The sequence below is a fragment of the Pseudomonas sp. 9.1(2019) genome, assembly GCF_009910445.1.
GTDB lineage: Bacteria > Pseudomonadota > Gammaproteobacteria > Pseudomonadales > Pseudomonadaceae > Aquipseudomonas > Aquipseudomonas paraversuta.
On the sequence record NZ_VBWF01000010.1, the window covers coordinates 365495 to 388932 of the forward strand.

Annotated in this window: 16 protein-coding genes and 2 pseudogenes; 8 read left to right on the top strand and 10 right to left on the bottom strand. The window is 58.3% G+C overall.

Annotation, left to right across the window (positions count from 1 at the left end):
• Positions 1 to 19 precede the first annotated feature (19 nt).
• From FEZ21_RS15080 to FEZ21_RS15115, 8 genes and pseudogenes are all read right to left on the bottom strand, one after another.
• A complete protein-coding gene (locus tag FEZ21_RS15080) occupies positions 20 to 1567 on the bottom strand; it encodes a hypothetical protein (RefSeq protein ID WP_160627695.1) in 1548 nt (515 codons plus the stop codon).
• Positions 1564 to 5400, bottom strand: coding sequence for a hypothetical protein (locus FEZ21_RS15085; protein ID WP_160627697.1), 3837 nt, complete (start codon positions 5398 to 5400; stop codon positions 1564 to 1566). Before FEZ21_RS15085 ends, FEZ21_RS15080 begins: the two co-directional genes overlap by 4 nt.
• 4 nt (positions 5401 to 5404) lie before the next feature.
• Entirely contained in the window at positions 5405 to 8941 is a 3537-nt protein-coding gene (locus FEZ21_RS15090; protein ID WP_160627699.1) for a hypothetical protein, read from the bottom strand.
• Positions 8942 to 9014: 73 nt separating this feature from the next.
• Positions 9015 to 10688: a Hint domain-containing protein gene (locus FEZ21_RS15095; RefSeq protein ID WP_160627701.1), complete on the bottom strand. Its 1674-nt coding sequence runs from the start codon at positions 10686 to 10688 to the stop codon at positions 9015 to 9017.
• A 584-nt stretch (positions 10689 to 11272) separates the two neighbouring features.
• Positions 11273 to 11740, bottom strand: a pseudogene (locus FEZ21_RS15100) (MFS transporter); the annotation flags it as partial.
• Positions 11741 to 11840: 100 nt separating this feature from the next.
• On the bottom strand, positions 11841 to 12455 hold the full coding sequence (locus FEZ21_RS15105; protein ID WP_003445635.1) for a nitroreductase family protein: 615 nt from the start codon (positions 12453 to 12455) through the stop codon (positions 11841 to 11843).
• 70 nt (positions 12456 to 12525) lie between these two features.
• Entirely contained in the window at positions 12526 to 12879 is a 354-nt protein-coding gene (locus FEZ21_RS15110) for a putative quinol monooxygenase (protein WP_160627703.1), read from the bottom strand.
• Positions 12880 to 12965: 86 nt separating this feature from the next.
• Entirely contained in the window at positions 12966 to 13163 is a 198-nt protein-coding gene (locus FEZ21_RS15115; RefSeq protein WP_003445639.1) for a 4-oxalocrotonate tautomerase family protein, read from the bottom strand.
• 150 nt (positions 13164 to 13313) lie between these two features.
• Between FEZ21_RS15115 and FEZ21_RS15120 the strand changes: the two genes are divergently transcribed.
• Positions 13314 to 14216 (top strand): LysR substrate-binding domain-containing protein, encoded by a 903-nt coding sequence (locus FEZ21_RS15120; RefSeq protein ID WP_003445640.1) that lies wholly within the window; start codon positions 13314 to 13316, stop codon positions 14214 to 14216.
• A 15-nt stretch (positions 14217 to 14231) separates the two neighbouring features.
• Here FEZ21_RS15120 and FEZ21_RS15125 read toward each other — a convergent pair whose 3' ends face one another.
• Positions 14232 to 15131 (bottom strand): LysR family transcriptional regulator, encoded by a 900-nt coding sequence (locus FEZ21_RS15125; protein WP_160627705.1) that lies wholly within the window; start codon positions 15129 to 15131, stop codon positions 14232 to 14234.
• 142 nt (positions 15132 to 15273) lie between these two features.
• Here FEZ21_RS15125 and salA point away from each other — a divergent pair, with 142 nt between their 5' ends.
• From salA to FEZ21_RS15150, 5 genes are all read left to right on the top strand, one after another.
• Positions 15274 to 16557, top strand: a complete 1284-nt coding sequence (gene salA / locus FEZ21_RS15130) for a salicylate 1-monooxygenase (RefSeq protein WP_160627706.1) — start codon at positions 15274 to 15276, stop codon at positions 16555 to 16557.
• Between the two features lie 69 nt (positions 16558 to 16626).
• On the top strand, positions 16627 to 17565 hold the full coding sequence (gene catA, locus FEZ21_RS15135; protein WP_160627708.1) for a catechol 1,2-dioxygenase: 939 nt from the start codon (positions 16627 to 16629) through the stop codon (positions 17563 to 17565).
• Between the two features lie 40 nt (positions 17566 to 17605).
• A complete protein-coding gene (locus FEZ21_RS15140; RefSeq protein ID WP_160627710.1) occupies positions 17606 to 18754 on the top strand; it encodes an NAD(P)-dependent alcohol dehydrogenase in 1149 nt (382 codons plus the stop codon).
• A 28-nt stretch (positions 18755 to 18782) separates the two neighbouring features.
• Entirely contained in the window at positions 18783 to 20234 is a 1452-nt protein-coding gene (locus FEZ21_RS15145; RefSeq protein ID WP_160627711.1) for an aldehyde dehydrogenase, read from the top strand.
• Between the two features lie 121 nt (positions 20235 to 20355).
• The gene (locus FEZ21_RS15150) at positions 20356 to 21279 is read left to right on the top strand and encodes a transporter (RefSeq protein WP_160627712.1); all 924 of its coding nucleotides are present in this window, start codon (positions 20356 to 20358) and stop codon (positions 21277 to 21279) included.
• A 50-nt stretch (positions 21280 to 21329) separates the two neighbouring features.
• Here the strand turns inward: FEZ21_RS15150 and FEZ21_RS15155 are convergent.
• Positions 21330 to 21787 (bottom strand): annotated as a pseudogene (locus FEZ21_RS15155) (arabinose ABC transporter permease); the annotation flags it as partial.
• Positions 21788 to 22255: 468 nt separating this feature from the next.
• On the opposite strand from FEZ21_RS15155, the gene FEZ21_RS15160 reads away from it, so the two are divergent.
• Together FEZ21_RS15160 and FEZ21_RS15165 are read left to right on the top strand one after the other, a co-directional pair.
• Complete coding sequence (locus FEZ21_RS15160) at positions 22256 to 22681, top strand: N-acetyltransferase (protein WP_160627714.1); 426 nt, start codon at positions 22256 to 22258, stop codon at positions 22679 to 22681.
• A complete protein-coding gene (locus FEZ21_RS15165) occupies positions 22678 to 23190 on the top strand; it encodes a MepB family protein (RefSeq protein ID WP_127195376.1) in 513 nt (170 codons plus the stop codon). The genes FEZ21_RS15160 and FEZ21_RS15165 overlap by 4 nt, the downstream gene beginning before the upstream one ends.
• Positions 23191 to 23438: the final 248 nt, after the last annotated feature.

Consider the following 23438-nt stretch of genomic DNA (forward strand, 5'->3'; position numbering starts at 1 on the left):
GCCCCCCCTTTGTAAATGCTCAAACATCGAGTGGCCTCACTCGGCGCGGTTGACGCGGGGTCAAGGCACTGCCATTTCCGGAATTCGGCCCTGTGTGGTGGGCTGGTGGCCTGGGCGCCATCGTGCGGCTCGGTGGCCGCGTGTGCTCCTCGACCTCTGGTGTTGAGCAGGCAGGTGTAGGCGTGGGGGTATCTTTGGACATTTGCATGACCGCAACACTGACGAAGCCCAGACCATCTTTGCGGTTCTCGACGCGATGCAGGGTCGTCTTCTGGGTTGCTGCGTCTGAGGTATATTGCCAGGCCACTGCAAAGGGTGGGCTGTTCAGGGCGCCCGATTTAGGGATGTCGGTCACCCGACCTGGGTTGGGCGGGAACGTTGCCGTCTCGTTTTTATCCGGTTCGTAGGCAGCCTCGCGGACATAATAGCGATTGGTGAAAACGGCGTAATTTGTCGCGAATGTCCACCAGTCGTCGAATGGGAGAAGCTCTAGCTGACGCGTGAATGTCTTTTTTGTTTGGGGATCTACAACATCCACGTTGATGGAGTAGTCGTCGTCTTTTTTGAAGTAGGCATTGTATAAATGCTGTTTCTTGGAGAGAACAGGGTCAACGTACCAAGCGGTCTTTTCCACCAACTCCCAGAAGTAGCTCATGGTGTACGCCGATGGATGGCGGAAAGAGCCTACATCTTCTGCGCTGGCGTGGATGGACATTGCCTTGACGCTGTTGGCAAAGCTCTCGATCACTTTCTTGGCTGCGTCGGGAACACGTTCGTTTTTGTGTGGGCGCGTGCCTGAGGTGAGAGCGAAGGTTGTAGTCTCACTGGAGTGATGCGGCATGGTCAGAACGGCCACGTTGCCGAACTTTACTTTGAACTTGTCGATGTAGAAGTTGGCCTGGTCGATGGTTGCGCCGGTTGCGTCGCCGGTGATGACGTACTTCCAGTCGTCGAAAACCACGACAAAAATGAGCGAGTAGGTGTTAAGCGAAAAGCTGTCGACCCGCCATTTTTTGTCACCGATTATGGTGCGGATAGTGTGTTCTCCCGCAATATGGTTGCCAACCAGCAGGTTGAAGCTGACATCCTGTATTTCGAACATCGGCGTTGGTTGACTGTAGGAGCAGTTGTTTGCGGGAAGAGGCTCAGGCTTTACCGTTCCTGTTGGTTGATAGGCCTCCAGAACGTTGATGACATTTGTGCCGCCGTGCTTGGCAAAGCGAACGCGGTGCCCCCCATAGATTACCTTGCCGACTTCAAGAATCGGTTTGGTTGCCTTCTTGGTGCCGGGCTTGTCGAACTTGCTCAGCAGGTCTTGAACCAGATTGATGTGATCGCTATCGCTGTGCGAGAGCGAGCAGAAGTCGATTCTCGGTGTGGTCATCGAGTTCAGCGACTTCTCGATCAGTTTGACCGCAGGCTGTCCCGCCTCGGTCTTGGCACGTTCCGAGCCAAGGTCGAGCAGTGCGGTTGCGGTGATTTTGCTGCCGGTATAAATCTCGACAAAGGTGCCGGAGCCCTGGCCGACGTCAAGCAATGTCACGACGATCTTGCTGGCCTTGCTCATGGTGTTGTTCCCTCGCCGCGTCGTCCTGACCGCGCGGCCCGGATGCGTTGTAATGCCTCGCGGTCGCCCTCAGGCGGCACGACCTTGTGCGTAGCAATCGGGGCGGGCGCTGCCAGGCGTTTTCGCCCGGGGTGCACCTGCAGCGCTTTTTCGTCTTTCTCCTCGGCGGCATAGGCCGCATACCAGCCCAGCTTGCTGCTGCCCAGTTGATCAGGATTGCCGAACAACACGATGTCGTTGTTGCCCGGCGGGAAGTTGAGCAGGCCAAGCACTGAAAGGGTGAATTGGTGCAGACGCAGCAGATAGACCAGTTCGTCGTGCTCACCGATGTAGGTGAGGAACTGAAAATTGCGAAAGCCCAGGCGCAACACGCCCTGTAGCGGCCACTGCACGCCTTCAGCAGGGCCCGTTTCGAGTTTCAGACCCAAAAATTGCGGCGGTGCACGCTTGCCGTCGGTGCCGGGCTGCCAGGCGGCGAGTACTTCCACGGCAATGCCGACGCTGCCCAGCAGCGCGCCCAACGTGCCCAAATCGAGGGTGAAGCGCAGCCCATACCAAGGTGCTAGCAGTGACGTTTGATCAAGTGGCGCAGACACTGAGGTGAAGCCCAGGTCCTCAGGGCGGGTGCCTGTTGGCGCGTCTGGCTTACCCTCCTGGTCAGGCATTGGCAGCACGGCTAGCAGTCCATTGAGCGTCAGGGGGAAATGGCCGACCAACGACTGGGCCCGGGTGGTGCTGTTGGCAAGATCGAAGCGCAGGTTGCTTTCGTCGACGCTGAATTGTTTGACGCCGGCGTCGTCGCCGAGGGTGAATTGCATCGAGACGGCCAGGTTGCTGTAGCGCAAGCCGACCGTGGCGTCTGTAGACACGTTGTCGTTCACCGGCTCAGGGCCGAAGGAGTAAAGATCGAAAACCTGCGGGGCGGCGAATTGCAGTGTGCCCGAGAGGGTGAACTCGGTGACAATCTGCCCTGGCGCGTTGCCTGCACCGCGGGTTTGCAGCGCGACGAGGGCGACATCAATGCGTGACAGCACCGAGGCGCTGGTGGCATAGCTGTTGCGCCCCTCCAGCAAAAAATTATAGGTCGCGACTGCCGCCAGGCGCTGGTAGCTGCCGTCGAGCACCAGGTTGTTGCCGTGTTCGGTCTGCGACTTGGTCAGTGTGTCGCCAAAGAGCCGGTTGACCAGCAGCTCTGCCTTCGCCGAGAAGTCGGTCAGTGCCGAATTGGAGAAACTGGCGCGCAGTTGCAGCGTCTTGAAATCGAACGCGACGTTCGCCTCGCTGTACAGGTCGACCGGGTCGATATAGTTGATCAGGCCGAAGGCGGCGGTGTTTTTAAGCTCAGGCTTTGAATCTTTAACAACGAAGGGCGTTTGCGCCAGGCCGAGGTGGTGGGCATAGAAGTGCTCGGTGTCGATCCCAGCGGTGAGGAACAACAAATCGGCAGGCATTTGTGCGATGTCGACTGGCGTGTTGAGGAACAGAAAACCATTCCAGGCCGGGTTATGCACCACGCCGCTCAGAAAGCGCTGGTAGGGCGAACCCTGTTCAGCGACCGCTGCATCGCTGAAAATATCGAGGATCAACCGCTGTGTCTGGCCGATGCTCCCGCCCACTATCGGCGGCACAGCCACTTCAGGCCATAGCCAACTGCTGCTGTCGGCAACCAGCTCCGCGAGGGTGCGGTTGCAGAATTTGGCGATCATCACCGTTGGACTGTTGGCCACCGGTTCGAGCGTGTCCCTGGGCTCGCCGTCTTTGACTTGGCTGCGCCACGGGCGCCAGGCGCGTGGTGAGATCTGGAAGGTCCAGCCGTCCATCTGCGCCTGTAGCAAGCCGGCCATCGCCAGGTAGACCGGCAGGTAAGGAGGGGTAGCCGCCGCACCGATGCAGGCGATGAACTCGGCCTCGGTATCAAAGGGCTGGGTTTTACCGCTGAGTGCTGCAAAAACGGCAGTAATGATCGCTTGCGGTACCCCTTTGGCCAGCAGCAGAGCGCTGTTTTCGGGTGTCTGTTGGAATTGATAACGCACGGAGGTGGACTGCATCAGCACGTCCACGTTAGCCGCGACAAAAAATAGCTGATTACTCTGCAGCGCAGATTTAAAACCGCCGGTGACCACCGTGAAGTCAAGCCGCGGATGGTCAGTGCCAGGCAGGTTGCCGACAAACATGCCGTCATAATCCTGGTAGTCCGCCGTGAGTTCGACTATCAAGCCTTGCGGCGTCACGCCCAGTGGATCGCTCTCGGCGCGGGGCCGACGGACGGGGCCCGGCGAGGCGAGCAAGGCCTTTGCTGGGCTCTCCATCCGGGCTTTGGCACGCTCACCATAATGGGTGTCGATCTGGAAATGCCGGTATGGCGCGATGCTGGCATTCTCCAGCGCCGAGGCCAGCGCGGTGTCGGCGCTGTTTAGCCCTGCATAGCAGCCGAACGGAAATACCGGCGGTGTACCTGAGGCACTCAGTGTGGCAGCTGGCATCGGATTGAAGTCGAGGAAATTCGGCGCGATCTGACGTTTGCCCGAGAAGATCGGCGCCTGGCGCGGCTGAGCGAAATAGACAGCGTCGGGCTCGCCAGCCAGTGGCAGGATTGTGGCGTGTGACGTCGTGGCGGTGCTGTTCAGTGCCTGCGCCACCGTCGGTGCCAGGAGCGTGCCGTCATTGGCCCCGATGGCAAAGGCGGGGCAGTTACCGGCGAAAACGATCTGGTGGCGGTCGGCAGATATTTCGACAACTTCGAGCCCCGACAGCCCCACCAGTAGTTGATAGGCGCCGGCGGGCCGATTAGCGGGCGGGACAACGGTGATCTGGAACGCACCTTCGGGACTCAAGTGATAAAGGTCCCCTTCGTCGCAGCTACTGCCCGTCACTGGCGACACACCGAAAACGAATCGCACATCGGACAGGCTTCCCGCCGCAGCCAGAGGCGTGAGTGTGGCGGCAAAACCCAAGTTCGTGCGCAGGAATGAAGCAAGCTTTGGCGCACCACTGGCGATGGTTGGGGCCAGCGAGAGATGTGTGCGCGCGCCTACCCGGGGGTTGAGCGGGTCATAGGCCAGCGCTGCGCTGATCGCGGTTGTCTGGCCATCGAAAACGCGCTGGAACAGTAGCCGTGTCGCGCCTTGGGTGGCGATTTTTTGTGGTGTGGCATTGCTGCCGATCGAGAGGGGCGGCGCGGCGTAGCGCAGGCCGATCGCGAAGCGGGACCAGATCGTTTGTTCTTCCTGCCCTGCAGGGACGGCGGGAAGGGTGCAGCGCGCGGTCAGGCTTGCCACCTGTGCGCCGTTGAACGGGATAGTGAGCGAGCCCGCGGCCAAGTCGGCATCGCCGTTTGGGCCCAGGAAGACACCGCCACCCATAAAGCCAATGCCACCCCCTGCGTCATCGGCGATTTGCGTCAGTGCGCTGAGGCCGGCGAGCTCCAGCCCATAGTGGCCAAGTCGGAAGCTGGTGGCGCGTACCGTCCGCCATTCAATCAAGTTGCTGGCGCCATCAGCGGCGGCCTGAAGGGTGGTCAGGCGCCACTGAACCATCGGTGCATCCGGGTTCTCGATCCACAGCAGCCGAAGTTGGGCGGGCGGCGCGAGATTGGGGCGCAGCGCATCAAAACCATTCAGAAATACTGTCCAGTCGCTGGGCGTGGTTCCCAGAAACAGGTAGGTACCGCCCATGTCCTGCCACACCTGCGTGGTCGACAAGGTACCGGATAAGTTCGATCCGGGTGCTGAACAATAACCGGCCCAGAAACCCGCTACACCCGCGTGGTCGCGGGTGGACAAGGCAAACAGGCGGCTGCCTGCCTGCTGCTCAAACACTGGCGCCGATGGCATGGGCTTAGCATCCCACGGTGATGATGTGATCGCCCGCGAGCAGGGGCAGTGAGTAGCCGTCAAAGCCGCTGCCCGGCGCGTAGACGGTACCTCCCTGCCAGTCCAGCATGACCTCAAGTTGCACGCCCAGGCTGTCCGCAGCAGAGGTGGCCGTCTGCCCAGCGCCACTTGCGCGTAGTAATCGTAGGCCAGCGCTTCGCCCAACGGTGCTTGGTCGCAGCTGGCGTTCTTCGAGCAGATTCCCGAGGCGGGTGCCGACGGGGACCTGGCGCTCGTTGCCGTCCAACTGGACGCGGATCATCACTTCCAGCGTGGTACGCCCGCGGAAGTAGACCGTCGAAAACTGCTGTGGATCGGGTTTGGCGTCATTGATTGCAGTGAAGCTTTGCGCCGCAACAATGGCGAAGTTGAGATTGGCCTGGTTACCGCTGCTCGTGCTGCTCGGGGACAGTAAGGAGGCGGGCAGGAACACGCGATAATAAGGTTGCTGGAATTGGCTGAAGTAGAGGTCCGCCGCCGCTGCCACGCCCGACTGTCCCGTGCCTGACATACTCTGGAACGGTTTCTCTACCTGCAATGCGTTGTGCGCGGCGAGCTCGTTGAGGAACCCGTCGAAACCGACACGCCATGCACCGTTGGTGTGATAACTGCCAATGTCGAAGTCGACCACTGAAGCGCCAGCGTAACCATTGAGCCAGGTTGGCAGACCTTGTTCGTTGATGCTGACATAGTCGCCAAGCACAACGCGCAGCACCATACCGGGCCGCAAGTCGACATAAGCGCTGCCGGCGCGGGTCGAAAACGACAGGCCAAAATTGTAGTAGAGCTGCTCGTCAAAGGTTTGCGGCATCATCCGTGCGATCGCACTTTGTACGAGATAGATGCCGTAGGGGCTTGCCCCTGCAAGGCCCTCCTTGGGCTTTTCAAGCTTGGCCAGCAGCTGCACATAGTCGCTTTGCAACGTGGTGCGCACTGCTGTGGTGTCGAAGCTCCACACCGCCGCGTCTGTGGCGATGGTGAGCGTGTAAGGCAGTTCGGCATTGGCGAACGGCGCTACGGTGAACGGGCCAACGCTGATCGACTCGGAGCCCAACGCATCGGCGGTCAAACCAAGTTGGGGCAGGTAGAGCGTGATCTCCCGTGGGGGCGGATTGCTTATCGAGCTACCGAGGCTGGCCTGGGCAGACGCGGGATACACATAAGGTGTAGCGACCGTGGCAGGTTGCTGACTGAGGAAATAAGCCGGTACGAAGAGCGCCATCGCATTGGCGGCGAGCCCGGTCCCGTCGGCGCCCGCGGGCTGAACATAGACCGTATAGCGCTTACCCGGATCAGCGTTGAAGGCAAGGGCACCCGTTGTCCCGTTGACGGTAACGCTGGCGACAGGCGCAGCGTTCTCGTAAACCGACAGGACATGCGCATCCGCGCCACTGTGCGCGTGCCAGCGTGCGCGTACCGATTCGCCATCGTAGCGGGCGTCAATTAACATGTCGGCTGCGGTCGGGACGGATGCGGCGGCGCTAAAAGGGCCTATGACGACAACGCCATTGTCGGTACGCGTCGCTGCAATTTGGTAGCGAAGGCCGGCATTGATGCCTGCTGGGCGACTCAGCACATAGTGGGTTGTGCTGCTTGTCTGCGTGCTGCCATCAGAAAACTGCAGTGTATAGCTGACACCGGCGCCGATAGTCGACCAATTCAGTGTGGCCAGCTGTGTGGCCGGGTTGGTGGCCGCCGCAAGGCTGCGCGGTGTGGTAAGGATCGCAGTTGCTTGTTGGTTGGACGCCATTGTACGGTCCGCCACAACACGCAACGGTCCGAGCAATAGATCTACCATTGCCACGGCACTACCGTCTGCTGGAACAATAAGCTCGCGCAGTGACACGGCGCTGGCGGTGCCAGTGGTGATTGTGCCGAGCAGCAACACCTGATTGGCCCCTGCACCGGAGCCGTTGATGAGTCGGATCGCATAGCTCGGTGGTGGATCTGCGGGCAGGCCAGCCGCTACGTTCCAGGTCACGGCAAGCTGATCCTCGGTGGCCGTGAGCGTGCGCAATTGCGGCGTGACAAAGACCAGCGCCTGGGTGACTGACGGCGAGGTGCCGCCGCTGATGCCGGTCGCTTGAAGGGTCAGTGTTTGTGTCTGGCCTTGGGTGACCGTTGATTTGGCGATGCTCAGTACGGCAGCGGTGGCGCTTGTCGTCTGCGTGGCCAGCGACTTGCCATTTTGGAGGACGTTGACGGTATAGCTGATTACGTTCGAGGGGCTGTCTGGCAACGCTGCCCATTGGCAGGCAATCTGCCAGTTTTGAGGATTTTTCGGATCACTCTGGATCGTGGCTTCGATCAGGGTCGGTGCGATAGCCAGCAGCATTGCCGGTTGGCTACACGGCCCGCTGGTCTTGCCGTCGGCCGATTTACCGCGTGAGATCACCGAAAGGCCAACGGCCCCAGACGCTGCATAGGTGAAGCTCAATTTGCCACTGGATGCATTCACCGGGCCGACGAGCACGGTAGAGCCGCGCATTAACCAGCCCTCGCTGGAGGCGGCGCTGGTAGTGACATTGGCCTCGACGGCTGTGCCGTTGATGATGACGCCACTGACCGTTGGCGCCGCCGTGATCAGCGGGATTTTGAGCGGCGCTGCACCGATGGCGAATGCCTGTGTCTGCACACTGGCGCTAACGCCGGAGCTGTCGTTTATCTGCGCGGCGAACCTGGCTGAGGTCGGCCCACCTACATAAGGGGCGACCTCACTGGCATTGACCTGCAGCGAGATCACGCTGTTCTGAGGGCGTGGGGCATCCTGAACGTTGTCGAGTCCCCAGATGAGTAACAGGGTGCTGCCGTCATAGTCCGCCTGGGTGAGCGAAGCGGCGGCTTGCGGTACGGTCTGGGGGGCGCTGAACGGGCCCTGGCTAAATGGCGCAGCGAAACTACCCGCACCGCCGGGATTGACTGCTGGCACCAACGCCGTTGCATAGATGCGGAACGGCGCAGGATAGTCCGCGACTTTTACCGTAGCGGTGTTGCCCTCGACATTCGCGCTGCCAGCGAGTGCCCAGACACCCCCGGAGAAGCCATAGACCAGCAGTTGCGTGCCGACCTGGACGCTGCTCGCACCGTAGTCGAGCTGCGCTGTGACGCTTTGGCCATCGTATTGTGCACTCGCTACTGTGACGCGTGCGGCAGTCACCGGCGCGCTGGCCACTGCCTGGCTCCAGTCAATGCCCGCAGGCGAGGTGCCCGCGACCACCCAGATAAGGTCGACCATGTAGCTGATGGTGGCCGAAAGGGGGAAGGGTGGCTGAAACAACGCGTAAATTGGCGAAGTGCCTGCGCCCGACGTTGGCGAAACACCGATCACCATTGGATCGTTTGCCAGCCGCAGCCGGGTGACCAGCACCAAGTTGGGCGGCGTGCTTGGCAAGCTCGACTGCTTGACGTTGACAGTCAGCCCAGCGGTTGCGCGCCCTGGCGGCAGACTGGCATAGGGGCTGACATAGTAAATGCTTGAGATGATGTCGGCCGGGCTGGTCATGTGGATCCTCCCTGGAAGTGCACGCCTATGCCATGGGCACGCGTTGGCGACCATGGCAGCGTGGTTCAACTGATCAGAAGCGCCGGTCTGCGAACGCGGAGCGGCAATCGTTGTGCAGGCGTTTGTCCACCCGGGCCAGGATGGCGTCGAGGTCGTCGCGTCTGCGCAGCGTAAACGCGCGCATCGCCATGTGGTCACCACAGCCGATGCCATCTGCAAAGTAGAGCGCGGAGTCAGTCGGATAGTCGCGGGTCGCCATCTCGGCGTCACTGCCGATAGCCAGCGAGTAGCAAACGCCGTTATAGGCGATGGCCGAATGGCCGGTTATGGTTGCTGGGCCATCCTGGGTGAGGACCTGATCCCCTTGTGCGAGGTCGCAAATCTGACGAAACGAGCCGCTGGCCAAAGCAATCAGATGCGCACCGCTGGCGCTCAGGCTGTGTCCGTTGTCGGTATCTATACGGTAGACCGCGCTTGTGCCGCGGGCATCTGCGCTTGATTGGTGTGGCCCGTGCCTGGTTGCGCGCACCGCCCAGGTGCGGCCATCGGCACTCTTCACCCGGTGACTGTTGTTAACTTGCTCGATTGGCAAGGTGTCGCCGCTCTCGAGTGTGACCAGCGTGCCTTTAACCGCGCAATGCCACCAGAACAATAGATTCTCGATGGTCGTGCAATTGACCGAATGCGCCTCAGGCGAGTTCTTCGAACAGACATAGAAGGTCTGGTTCGGCTGGCCGCCCTGCATGGGGATGTCGAACATGAAGTAGAAATAGCTGATGATCTCAGACGTGAGTGAGGACATCTGATAAACCAGCGATTTGGTATTGGCGTAATAGGTGTTTGGTCCGTCGTAGGGGTATTGCCACGTCAGCACATTGGGCGGGCTACCTTGCTGTAAGCCTGCAACCAGCGCTGCGTCAGTGGTGTACTGCGTGGCGCGCTGGATCGTCCACGAGCCGCCGCTGCCGTCGTCGACAACGATATTGGTCATCAGGTTGTTGACGGTAACGCTGACAAGATCGGGCGTGCCCGACAATGCAACGCTGCCCACGAACGGGCAGGTGAGATAGGGCTTGTCCTGATTACCGGCGCCGGCGGGATTAAGGTACACATAGTCGCAATCGTTATTTTGATACCCGCTCATCCGCCCCACGCTGATCTCGATGGCCGTGTGGGCGCTCTTGCTGATAACCGGCTGCGTGACCGTGGCCTGAATGCCCTGGCCCATACTGGCTTCGGTCGACAGGGCGAAGAAGCGGGTGTTGCCGGCAGTGTCGGTGGCATGGCAGATGTGCAGCAGATGAAGCCCATCGGCGGGTGCTGCACTGGCGTGCGCGGCACGGGTCGGGCAGGTCAGAAAGCCGCTGTTGAGCGCCACGCTCTCGCCGCATGCCACGACCTTGCCCGAATCTTTGTCGAACGCCATCAACACGCCGCCTAGCATTAACAGCTCGCCGCTGGCGGAGGTCCAGACGGTCGCAGTCGCAGTGCCTTGAGCGGTTTTGCCTGCGTCGACCAGCATCAGCGTGGCGCTGGGTGGTTCACCAGCAGGTGCGTTGTTCAGGGCGTGGTAGAGCGCCGGATACTTGTTTTCAGTGAAGCCGCCGAGATTAAGGCCTAAGCGGATGGCTGCATGGTGTCGGGGGGCGCCGGGGCTCAGGGGGAGGGTGTCGCCCAACGGCAGCTGCTGCCGTAGATCATGCAAGGTGCTGAGTTCAACTGCCGACAAGCTCGGTAGTGCGTCCATGCCATCTTCTCCAACTAGATCTGACTAGTGTCGACGAAAGAGGCGCTCATGCGCCCGGTGCTCTCAAAACACAGCACTGCAAGTTGCCGCCCGGCCACGTTAGGAAAACAGATAACAACCCCAGGCTGAATCCAATATAGACGCAAAAACGGTGATGTGACGGCCTTGAAAAATTTAAGCCTACCATCGATATCGATGAACAGGATCTCTCAGGACAATCCGGGAGCAACACACTGGTGATCGGTTTCACGATCTGCGCTGCAGCCTTTCTGGGAACGGATTCTCCGCGGCGTCAATGTGGCTCTCAAAACGCCGTTCAAGGACGTCGGCAACGAACACGAAGGACATGGTCCGTTAAGAGAGTGGATGCTCGAAGCGAATTTTTCGAATCAGTGGCTTAGGCAGCTCATGAACATCTATGACATGACCTGTCATTTAACAAGTGGGCGATGTCAGATGTGAATAGCCCCGGGTTTCGTAGACGCTCGGTGACCGCTATTGGCCGATTTCTGCCGGTCAGGAAAGGCCGCTATCGACCCAAAGCGGACATCCATTTTTAATTGCAGGCTAGCGCTGCCATGCGGTCCGCGCGATACCGGCCCGGCAGCAAGCGCAATTCCGCCGCAGGCCCCCCAGAGCGCGACGGCGGAGCGGCGTCGGTCCGGATCTTGAAATGACACGCGGATCAGCGTCAATGAAGTGGGTATGAGCAGCGCGGCGCCCATGCCCTGGATCACACGCATCGAGATCAGGAACTTCATGCTGCTGGCTAAGCCGCAGCCGATGGAGGCGAGGGTAAAAATCGCGAAACCCGCCGCGAACACGGTTTTTGCACCCCACTTGTCACCCCATGCACCGCCCAGAATCAGCAAGGCAGAGAAGGGCAAGGCGTAACTGTTGATGACCCACTGCAAGCCAGTGAGGTCGGCGTTAAAAGCGGCTTTAAGCGCCCCCAGCCCGACGTTCACAACGCTGACATCGAGTTGCACGACGAGAAAGCCCAGGCAGGCAGCGATTAAAATGGCACGTAATGAAGCGGGTGATTGAGTCATGGTATTCGTGGTTCACAGCCTGTGGCAGTCATGGTTGTGAGTCGATTGACCCATGCACGTGCATGCCTGGAGTGAACTAGGGATGCACAGCGGCAGAGGCTTAAACGAACTGCAATACGTCGTTCACGGCTTTGCGCGGCTTTTGTGGCCAGTTGGCTGCGCCCGGGTAGCCAACGGTGATCAACATCACCGGTACTTCTTCATCAGAGAGACCAAACTCCTTGGCCACTGCGGACTGATCAAAACCGATCATGGGCGTCGAAACCAGGCCTTGGCCCTTGGCGGCCAACATTAGGGTCATCGCCGCGAGCGAGCCAGAGCGGATGGCCTCATCGCGCTGCAATTGATGGTTTTCCTGGTACATGCCTTGCGCCGCACCCACCCACATGTCGTAGATCGACTGGTCGATGATTCCGGCGTCCAGGGTCGGCTGCAAGGCTGCCGGCAGGGTTACATGCGGGTTCAGGGTACCGCAGACAATAAAGGTCACAGCGGCATCCATGACCTTTTGTTGGCCGAATGCCAATGGCAGTAGGCGCGCCTTGGCTTCGGTGCTGCGCACGGCCAGGAACTTCCAGTTTTGCAGGTTAAAGGCGGAGGGCGCGTGGGTGGCCAGGTTGACCAGTTCGGCGACCTGGGCGTCCGTCAACGAACGTTCGGTGTCGTAGCTGTTGGCGGAGATGCGTGACTTAATAACTTCAGCGATAACGGACATGGTGGTCTCTGTGCGGGATAGGTTTGCGCAGGACACGGTTGTCACTCTTGAACCTGCGCATTGTTTCAACTCAGCGGCTGAAACCGTCGAATGAGGTCATGTAAACGGCACCGAACGGGTCCAGGCGCTTGCGAATTTCGGCGTCGGGGGTGCCGTAGACCACGAGGCTGGTGATGGTGCACAGCTCCAGGAAACGTTGGCCGAACGGCGCGAATGTGGTGTCGACATGGCTGACCACGGCATCCACGTTATAACGCTCAAGGATGTGCACGGTGCTGTTGTCTTCATTGACACTGTATTCGTAAATCAGTGTGCCCGGTTCGGTTCGGGTGGCGGCAACGATGGTGGCGATCAGCGCCTTGAACTCAGGAAACTCTGCGGGTTTGACCGCAAGGGAGAACAGGCAGGAAATATGGAGGTGCATGTGGTGGTCTCCGGCAGATGGATGACAGAAACCTGCACGAGAGCATCACTGGATTCGGGCAATGCGTGCGGTGCAGGTCGCAGGTGTCAGGACTTTTCGGGTGCTTCCCCGAACAGCTTGCCGGCGCCTGCCCAATCCGATGCGGCTACGTCTTCGAAAATCACGTAGATATAATTGGCATCGGTACCGGTGTGTTTAACGATGCTTTCGGTGATATCGGCTGCAACAGCGGCTTTCTGCGCGTGTTCCTTACCTTCGAACCAGCTCACACGTACGACGGGCATGATGTATTCCTTCTAGGGCATTCATCTGGGAGAGGTGCGCGAAGTGCACCGTTGTCTTGCTGGAATCCATCGTACTGTTGAATGCTGTAGCGATAAATGGCCTAAAACTATAATCTGGGTAGATCTAAACTCTACAATAGAGCGGTCGGCATGGTACCCATCGATTCCTTCCAGGGCGTAATCACCTTCGTAGTGGCTGCACGCTCATCCAGTTTTACCCAGGCGGCTGAACGGTTGGGGGTGTCAAAATCTGCCGTTGGCAAAGCCATCGCACGTCTGGAGGAGCGTTTGGGCACGCAGTTGTTTCATCGCACTACCCGACGGATATCCTTGACTGCCGATGGCGAGGCCTACTTCGTGGCGTGTTCCACGGCCCTGGAAGAAATCGGCACCGCTGAAAGCGGGTTGGGCCCCGGTGGTGGAGAGCCTTCCGGACGCTTGCGCGTTGATGTGCCGGTTGCTTTCGGCCGCAGGGTTGTTGCGCCCTTGTTGTTCGAGATCGCCAACAAATACCCGGCGCTGCAATTGAACCTGACGTTTTCCGATCACCTGGTGGATCCATTCGAGGAAGGGATCGATTTGTTGGTACGGTTTGGTGAACTGCAGGACACCAGCGGCCTGGTGGCACGGCGCTTGACCCGCCAACGCTGGGCCATCTGTGCTTCCCCTGATTACCTGGCGCGCTTCGGCACCCCTAAAACCCTGGAAGAACTGGGTCAGCATCGTTGCATCGTCGGCCATCGACGCGGCCAACCGCTAACATGGCGCGTCACAGAGGCGGGGAAAACGGTGCGTTACGCGCCAACCTCAACTCATCAGATTGGCGATGGTGAGGTCATGATTCTTTCGGCGGTGGCAGGCGCCGGCTTATGCCAGATGCCACGCAGCCTGTTTCAGGACGATATAGAAGCGGGCAGGCTGGTAGAGGTGCTGCAAGCCTATGAGCCTGAAGCGGTGGATGTGCATGCAGTCTGGCCAAAGGTGTCGCACCTGAGACCCAAGGTACGGTATGTGGTCGATGAGCTGGTTAAGTTGTGTGCTCATTGGCAGTAAAGGGTGTGCATCTACTTAATCACTGAACAGATCAAACATCAGTTGTCGGAACCATTTGTTGGCGGGGTCCCTGTTGTATTTGCCGTGCCAGAACAAATTGATGGCGATTTCGGGCAAGGGTAACGGGACCGGCAGGGTGGTAAGGCCGAAGGGCTGCGCGCAACTGTTGGCGAAACGTTCTGGGACTGTTGCGATCAGGTCGGTGTTCTGCAGGATATGCCCGACTGCAACAAAGTGCGGCACTTCCAGGCGAATCTCGCGTTGCAGGCCAGCACGCTGCATATGTGTGTCGATTTCTCCGTGGCCTGTACTGGCGGCCACGATCCTGACGTGCCCGAACTCACAGAAACGCTCGCGGGTCATTGGCTGCTGTGTAAGTGGATGGTCTTTTCTGCACAAGCACACATAGCGGTGGTGAAACAGACGCCGTTGGTAGAAGCCTGCTTGCAGGTCAGGCAGCAAGCCAACGGCCAGATCCACTTCGCCACTGGCCAGGCTTTCGGAAAGTTGAGCATTGCTTCGCAGCGTGCTCACCGATATTCCGGGGGCCAGTTTGAGCAGCGCGTCGATTAATTTCGGGACGAAATAAATTTCCCCTATATCAGTCATCGCTACCACGAAGCGTTTTTTGCTGGTCGCAGGATCGAACTCATCGTGGCGGTTGATTGCACCGTGCAGCAAACCTATCGCCTGGAATACCGGCTCAGCCAGATGCGCGGCAAAGGGGGTAGGCTGCATGCCCTTGGGGGTACGCACGAACAACTCATCGTTGAACGTGATGCGCAGACGCTTCAACGCGTTGCTGACGGCCGGTTGAGTCAGCCCAAGGCTATCAGCCGCTACTGAGACGCTTCGGTCTACCAGCAATTGGTTGAAGATCACCAGAAGGTTCAGGTCCAGCTCACGCAGATTCATCTTGGATTCTCTCGGTCAGGCATGCGGGTTAAACCATTTAGTATTCACACTGGTGATAGTTTGTATGGAGGGAAGGCCATTTATCAATGGTTTGTGAATAGTCATGATCAGGCTATTCCAAAAACAACCATAAGGCTTTCCCATGACTAGCCCTCATTCTGTCTTGCAAGTGGGCATCGTCGGCGGAGGTATCGCTGGCGTAGCCTTGGCACTTGATCTCTGCCGTCACCCGCACCTCGAAGTGACGCTATTTGAAGCAGCACCAGCCTTCGGTGAAGTCGGTGCCGGTGTATCGTTCGGTGCAAACGCCGTGCGTGCCATCGAAGGCCTGGGGATCGGCACACCCTATGAGCGCATTGCTGACCGTACCCCGCAACCCTGGCAAGACATCTGGTTTGAATGGCGCCGCGGCGTGGATGCAGGCTACCTCGGCGCCAGTGTCGCCGATGGCGTAGGTCAATCGTCTGTGCACCGCGCCGATTTCCTTGATGCGTTGGCGCAGCAATTACCAGCTGGAGTTGCTAGTTTCGACAAGCGCGCCAACAGCGTCCGTGAGACGGGAGACAGAGTCAGCGTTCAATTCACCGATGGCACGGGCTACGAATGTGACCTGCTGATCGCTGCAGACGGTATCAAATCATCTCTGCGCGACTATGTACTGCAGGGGCTGGGCCTGCCTTTGGTCGCTCCTCGATTCAGTGGTACCTGCGCCTACCGTGGCATGATCGACAGTGAGCAACTGCGCGAGGCGTATCGCGCTGCGGGTGTCGATGAGCATCTGATCAATGTCCCGCAAATGTATCTGGGTCTCGACGCCCATATCCTCACGTTCCCGGTCAAGCAAGGCCGGTTGATTAACGTAGTGGCCTTCGTTTCCGATCGCTCCGAGGCCAACCCCGTGTGGCCACAAGACACTCCCTGGGTCAAAAGCACCAGCCAGGCGCAAATGCTGCAAGCTTTCGCGCACTGGGGCGATGCCGTACGCGTATTGCTCGAATGCATCCCCGCGCCGACGTTATGGGCACTTCATGAACTGGATGAACTTGCAGGCTACACCCATGGCCGTGTCGGGCTGATCGGTGATGCGGCCCACGCCATGCTGCCCCATCAAGGTGCCGGGGCTGGCCAAGGACTTGAAGATGCCTGGCTGCTTGCGCGCTTGCTGGGCGACCCGCGAGTACTTGATAGCGATCCCCAAAACGTCTTGCAGGTGTATGACGAAATTCGGCGGCCCCGCGCCTGCCGTGTGCAACGAACGTCCTGGGAAGCGGGTGAGCTTTACGAATTCCGGGACCCTAAAGTCGAAGACCAGGAGTCCCTGTTGTCGACCACCCTGGCCAGCCGTTTCGATTGGCTATGGAACCACGATATGCAATCGGACCTCGCACAGGCTCGTACTCGGCTCGGTTGGGCTGAGGCTGTTTGAAGTCCATACAGCGCCAACGCCCATTGTCTGGCGCGCTAAACCCAAAATAAAAAGACAGGTAAAAAAACCATGACCGTCAGCATTTCCAATACCCCCGACATGCTTGAATTTTTCCGAGATGCAGCCGGGCTGAAAAACGCCGCCGGCAACCCACGCAACAAGCGCATCGTGCTGCGTATTCTGCAAGAGACCGCCAAGGTCATTGAAGAGCTGGATATCACTGATGATGAGTTCTGGGCAGGGGTTGAATACATCAACCGACTCGGTAAAAGTAACGAAGCAGGGTTGCTTGCGGCAGGCCTGGGCGTTGAGCATTTCCTCGATCTGCTCAACGATGCGAAGCAAGCTGAGGCAGGCCGTATCGGAGGCACACCGCGCACGATTGAAGGCCCTCTCTATGTAGCAGGTGCGCCTCTGCGCGAGGGCTTTGCGCGGATGGACGATGGCTCGGAAGACGGTATTGCCACACCATTTTTTGTTGAAGGGCAGATTTTGAATCTGCAAGGCCAGCCTATCGCGGGAGCCCTTGTCGATTTGTGGCAAGCGGATAGCAAAGGTAACTACTCGCACTTCGACAAGAGCCAGTCCGAGTTCAACCTGCGCCGGCGCATCGTGACCGACGCTGACGGGCGTTATCGGGTCAGGAGCATCGTCCCCTCGGGCTACGGCTGCAACCCCCAGGGCCCGACCCAGGAATGCCTTAATCACTTGGGGCGCCATGGTCAGCGACCTGCGCATATTCACTTTTTCCTGTCCGCCCCCGGTTACGAGCACCTCACTACCCAGATCAATCTGTCCAACGACAAGTACCTCTGGGATGACTTTGCCTACGCCACACGTGAAGGTTTGATCGGCGAAGTGCAGTTCATTGATGACCAGGCGCTAGCCACTGCCCATGACGTGCCAGGACGTTTTGCGAAAATGACATTTGATTTTCAGCTGCGCCCGGCCGCCAGCCTTGAAGTGCAAAAGCGGAGCAATCGCCCGCGTGCGCTGCAAACTGCGTAAGTCAAAACAGTCCAACCTCAACATTAAAGAGGATATGCAGATGTCCCAAAGCACCCTTGCACCCATTCAAGTCAAAGTTGCCGTATTGCGTGAAGCCGGTAGTAAGCTGCAGCTCGAACGTGCAGAACTGGGCGTTCCGCGTGCCGATGAAGTGCGCGTCCGTATAGTCGCTACAGGTGTTTGCCACACTGACATGGTCGTGCGCGATCAACTTTTCCCAACGCCACTGCCGATCGTGCTGGGCCACGAAGGTTCGGGGGTTGTTGAGTCGGTAGGGGCTGCGGTGACAACTATCGCACCAGGTGATCATGTGGTCATGACCTACATGTCGTGTGGTTTGTGCATGCCTTGTGAAACCGGGCACCCCGCGCATTGTTCTCACATGCACCCTCTGAACTTCGGCGGCGGGCGTCTGGATGGCAGTACCTCGACCTGCAGCTGCGACAACGCTGCGCCGATCCATGACCACTTCTTTGGCCAGTCTTCTTTCTCAACCTACGTGATCGCCAACGAGCGCAGCGTGGTGAAAGTATCGAAAAAAGCGCCTTTGGAGTTGCTGGGGCCGCTGGGTTGCGGCATTCAGACCGGTGCGGGCTCAGTGCTCAAGGCGCTGCAGGTTGAGGCAGGCGCCAGCTTTGCCGCGTTTGGCGCCGGCGCGGTAGGCTTGGCGGCGGTAATGGCGGCCAAGGTTGCGGGTGCTACCACCATTATTGCCGTCGATGTGACACCCAGTCGCCTGAGCCTTGCGCTTGAAGTGGGCGCCACCCACGTGATCAACAGCCGCGAAGAAGACCCGGTCCAGCGCATACGTGAAATCACCGGCGGCGGCGTGAACTACAGCCTCGAATGCTCCGGTCGCGCAGAAGTGCTGCGTCAGGCCATCGATGCGCTAACCACTCTGGGTACTTGCGGAATCGTAGGTGCAACCAAGATGGGTACGGAAGTGGCATTCAACATCAACGATGTGATGATTCCCGGCAAGCGAATCATGGGCATTGTCCAGGGCGACGTGGTCGCCAACGCATTTATCCCCACGCTGGTCGACCTGCACCTGCAAGGCCGCTTCCCCTTCGACAAACTGTGCCGGTTCTATACCTTTGACCAGGTCAACGAAGCGATGGCCGACAGCGAAAGCGGCATCACGATCAAACCGATTCTGCGCATGCCGGCCGCGGCAGACCTGGCGTGATTTCTCAGGCTCACCAAAGGATCTATTGATGAATGTTCAACTCGTAATCGACAACGTCGCGCAGGCGGCGTCGAACGGTAAAACCTACCAGCGCATCGATCCGATCAGCGGCAAGGTCGTCACCACAGGTGCCGCCTGCAGCGTGGAAGATGCGCGCCGGGTTGCCGCTTCTTCCCAGCAGGCATTCAAAACGTGGTCGAAGGTCGGCCCAACCGAGCGTCGCCGGCTGCTGTTAGCCGCTGCTGATGCACTAGAAGGCAAGATGGAGCTTTTTTGCACTGTAATGGCCGAGGAAATCGGCGCGTCGCGTTTGTGGTCACAATTCAACGTGGGCGCTTCGGCCAACCTGTTGCGCGAAGCGGCTGCTCTCACAACGCAAATCAAAGGCGAAACGCTGGCAACCGATAAACCGGGCACTTTATCCGTGACACTGCGCCAGCCCGCAGGCACGGTGTTGAGCATCGCGCCCTGGAACGGCCCGGTGATCCTTGGCACTCGCTCTATTGCCTACCCGTTGGCATGCGGTAACACGGTGATCTTCAAAGGTTCGGAGAACAGCCCGCGTACTCATGAACTGCTAGCCCAGGCCTTCTATGACGCAGGTTTCCCGGCGGGCGTGGTGAATTTCATAATTTCTGCTCCTGAAGACGCAGGTGCCGTCACCGAAGTGCTGATCGCCCACGATACGGTACGCCGGGTGAATTTTACCGGTTCGACCAACGTCGGCCGAATGATTGCTCAGACCTGCGCTAAACATCTCAAACGTTGCTTGCTGGAACTGGGCGGCAAAGCGCCGTTTATTGTGCTGGAAGATGCCGATTTGGATGGCGCAGTCAATGCAGCGGTATTCGGGGCTTTTCTGTACCAGGGGCAAATCTGCATGTCGACCGAACGGTTTGTGGTCGATGAGGCCGTTGCCGATACGTTTGTCGCCAAGTTTGCCGAGCGTATTCGCGGTCTCGAGCAAGGTAGTCCTGTAACTAACCCTGCCAGCGTCGTGGGCCCGATGATCGCCCAAGGATCGGTCCAGCGCATCAATCAGATGCTCGATGATGCGATTGGCAAAGGCGCCACGATAGTGGCTGGCGGGTTGGCAGAGCATGCGCAGATGGCGCCGACGCTGGTTGATCGCGTAACTTCGGCGATGGACATCTACGATGAGGAAACCTTCGGGCCCGTTACCACGGTCGTCCGTGTAACAGGCGCCGAGCACGCGTTAGAAGTCGCCAATGACACGGCATTCGGGCTGTCCTCGGCAATCTTTAGCCGTAACGTCAGCCTTGCCCTCGACTTGGCCAGCCGCCTAGATGCCGGTTGCGTGCACATTAACGGGGCTACCGTGCAAAACGAACCACAAGCACCTTACGGTGGCATGAAAAACAGTGGCTATGGCCGTTTTGACGGTAGCGCGGTGATCGAAGAGTTCACTGAAGTGAAATGGGTCACGGTTGAGCCTTCCGACCAACCCTATCCGTTCTAACGCCACAGCATAAGGGCCGGCTCTAGGCAGCCGGCTATTACCACGCCTGAATAGATCACGGCACCCCGGGTGTCGCACCGGTTGCTGCCTGCGAATTCTCCACGCACGAATGGTTGCCACAATGAATAATAAAAAAACCGTTGCCGCTGTAAATGTCCTGTCCAACATTCCTGCTTTGACTGCTATTTGCTCGTTGGCATTTTTTCTGCCCGCCGCCCAGGCCACCGAGGGAGGTGGATCGTCCTACCCGATGGGCGCTGACAATTACATGACCGGGGCCATGCCGCCGCCTGGTTTCTACGCGCAGATGTTTGCAGAGCGTTATCGTGCTGATCGGCTCCTGGATAATCGGGGCAAGTCAGCGCTCGATGATTTTCACCTGAGCGCCGATGTAATTGCACCAAGGCTGATCTGGGTAACCGAGCAAAAGGTCCTAGATGGGGCGCTGGCGTTTCACCTCAACGTGCCCTTGGTCGACCTGCGGGTGGACGTGAACGGTCAGCACCAGAAGAAAACGGGGATGGGAGACATCATCTTCGGCCCGGCGCTGGGTTATCATTACAGTGATAAATTGCATGCCATTTACGCGCTGGACATCTTCGCCCCCACCGGCCGTTATGGCCGCGGTGACCTAGCCAACATAGGCCGTAATTATTGGGCATTTGAACCAGTGGCTGCGTTTTCATATGTCGATCCGGTGGGTATGAACGCTGATATCAAGATCATGTATGACTTCAACCTGCGTAACAGCGCTACCGACTATCGCTCTGGCCAGGAGTTGCATGCCGACTATTCACTGGGTTGGGGCTTGGGCAATGGCTGGGTCATCGGCGTAGGCGGCTACATCTACCGTCAAACCACGGACGATCGTCAAGACGGTGACCGTGTTGCGGACAATAAGGGACGTGCAGTTGCCATCGGGCCATCGGTCAAATACGCCAGTGATTCCGGTTGGTTCGTCACCGCAAAGTGGCAGAAAGAGAGCCAGGTTCGCAATCGTCCGGAAGGGGAGGCTTACTGGGTCAAGGTGACCATTCCTCTTTAGCCGAAAGGAATTCCTTCTACAGGAGCGTCTGCCCGAATCCAGAAATGCCCTCACTTGAAGGTTTTCTGTATCACGCAAACCCCCAACGCCATGCTGGCGACCACGATAACCGCCCAGAAGTACTCCATGCTGGCAACCAGTGTTGCCTGCTGGTGCAGGTTTTGGGCGATTGTCGCGACCGAGATCTGGTTGGCATGGGCAGCACCTAGAACGGGAGTCAGTGCCTAGGCTAAACGCTGCGTACTTTCTTGGTACAGCGGATCGCCAGCGTTAAAAGCCCATTGAGGTTGTTGTATTGCAGCGTAGTACGCCATTGCAGGAATAGGGTTGCGATCGTAGTGCCGATGGTCATAGCGATCTGAGCAAGCATACTTTTGATCTGGTAGGCATGGGCGAACAAGGTGTCGTGGTGGGAGACATCGCGAAATGTCTGCATCGCTGCGGTGGCGAGAACCAACATTATAAAGCAGCCATTTAGAACCAAGGCGGGCAGGATGTTGGTCCACATATCCACCAGGTTTCGGAGGGCCAAGCAGCTGGCGACAGTGTGATCCCGCTGTGAGACAGGGTTTCACTGGCACACCCTAGTGGCTGCAGGTGGGACTGAGGCTTCAAGTCACTGTAGGAGCATCCGGAGAGCAGGGCCGCGAGCACTAATGAAAGAAACATCCAAAATGGGGTAGGAAACCTGAGTTTGGATGTTTAGTACCCAAAAAATTGGATGTTTACTTCCGGGTGCTGTCACGAAGCGAACTCGCCATTGGGACGAACCCAGACCCAGATACGTGATTTAACATAATATACATTATGCGAACTATCGTATTGGTGCCTCAGGGTCAGTGGAGGTCAGATTTCAAGGCTGGAAATTCCTCTCTCGAACGATCCCCGCATTTCGATGCCTGCAACAATGCCCAGACGCGCTCTAATTGCTGGCTTTGCATTAAGCTTGTCGGCCAACACCACAATGGAATGACAAATGATCAGAGCATTTGAACTACACGACATGGAACCTGTTGTGGAAATCTGGCTGAGCGCATCGATCAAGGCTCATGACTTTATCGACGCGGCTTACTGGCAATCCCATACAGCAACGATGCGTGATGTTTACATCCCGGCATCTGAGACCTATGTGTTTGAAGACCAATCCAGCGTCCAGGGGTTTTGCTCCTTGCTGGGCAATCAACTAGCCGCGCTGTTTGTTGACCCGGCTCATCAAGGCAAAGGCCTGGGCAAACAGTTGCTTGAGCATGCGAAAAACCTTCGTGGCGAGTTGAGCCTTGCGGTTTACAAAGAGAATGCGCCCAGCCTGGCCTTTTATCGCTCACAGGGTTTTGATGTGGTCCGCGAGCAAATTGACGAGCAGACAGGTCATGCTGAATACCTGATGGCGTACCGCACATGATCCTCCCACAGCCTTTGCTGACAGCTATCGAGAGCCTGTATTTGAACGCAGCCTTAGCGCATCCGGTTGATTACTCGGTAGACAGTGAAGCCCGGGAATATGGCGGTTTGCGCTTTACTCTTGCAGGTCGCAAGGTTGTCTTCAGGGTAGCCAAAGTGACGCCAACCAAGGTCGGCCAGTTCGTCACCCTGTGGAAACGACCTTGCCCAGGCGGCGAAATTGCACCACTGGATAGCGCGGATGACATCGATTTCGTGGTGGTTCATGTGTCTACTGAAGGACGCTGCGGACAGTTCGTTTTTGATCGTGAGACCTTGTTGTCGCGCGGTGTGTTTGCCATCAATGGTCGCGGCGGCAAACGCGCATTTCGTGTTTATCCGCCCTGGAGCCAGCCTGTAGCACGTCAGGCCGTGCAGTCTCAAAGATGGCAAACCGAGTGTTTTGTCGCGGTTTCTCCCTTTGAACCGGCCTCAATAGTACGTATTCGCGGCCTTTTCAACTGCGTGTAGTCTTAGGCTTATATATGCATTTTAGATATAACTAAACTAAAGAACTATTTAGTATAGTTATAATAATGACCCTTGGCATCAGGTTCGGCAGCCCTTTCCCCTTGCTGTCCGACGGCTCCATCTGGAACCCCGGTGCACCAAAGCCTGGCGATTTACGCCCCCAACGCGGCCGCCACTCCAGATACTTCCATGCCTTCCACCGCAGGCTGCGCCAATGCCTGAGCGCATTTCTCTCGCTTAACGCACCG